Origin of the sequence: Burkholderia sp. Bp9099 (genome assembly GCF_003857805.1) — a bacterium.
Classification (GTDB): domain Bacteria; phylum Pseudomonadota; class Gammaproteobacteria; order Burkholderiales; family Burkholderiaceae; genus Burkholderia.
Genome location: NZ_QTPU01000110.1, coordinates 1 through 417 on the forward strand (window position 1 = coordinate 1; position 417 = coordinate 417).

General features: G+C 66.7%; 1 pseudogene. It reads left to right on the forward strand.

From position 1 onward, the window contains the following. Positions 1-417 (forward strand): annotated as a pseudogene (locus tag DIE17_RS37150) (amino acid permease); the annotation flags it as partial.

The following is a 417-nucleotide window of genomic DNA, read 5'->3' on the forward strand; positions in this document are numbered from 1 at the left end:
GTGCTGCCGCGCGCGATCAACAACGTGATCTGGCGCATCGCGATCTTCTACGTCGCGTCGGTGGTGCTGCTGGTCTGCCTGCTGCCGTGGAGCGCGTACAAGGCGGGCCAGAGCCCGTTCGTCACGTTCTTCGGCGCGCTCGGCGTGCCGGGCATCGGCTCGGTGATGAACCTGGTGGTGCTGACGGCGGCGCTGTCGAGCCTCAACTCGGGCCTGTATTCGACCGGGCGCGTGCTGCGTTCGCTGTCGATGGGCGGCTCGGCCCCGGCGTTCCTCGGCCGAATGAGCGCGCAATCCGTGCCGTACGCGGGCATTCTGGTGACGGTCGCGATCTACGTGGTCGGCGTGCTGCTCAACTATCTCGTGCCGTCGAGCGTGTTCGAGATCGTGCTGAACATCGCGTCGCTCGGCATCATC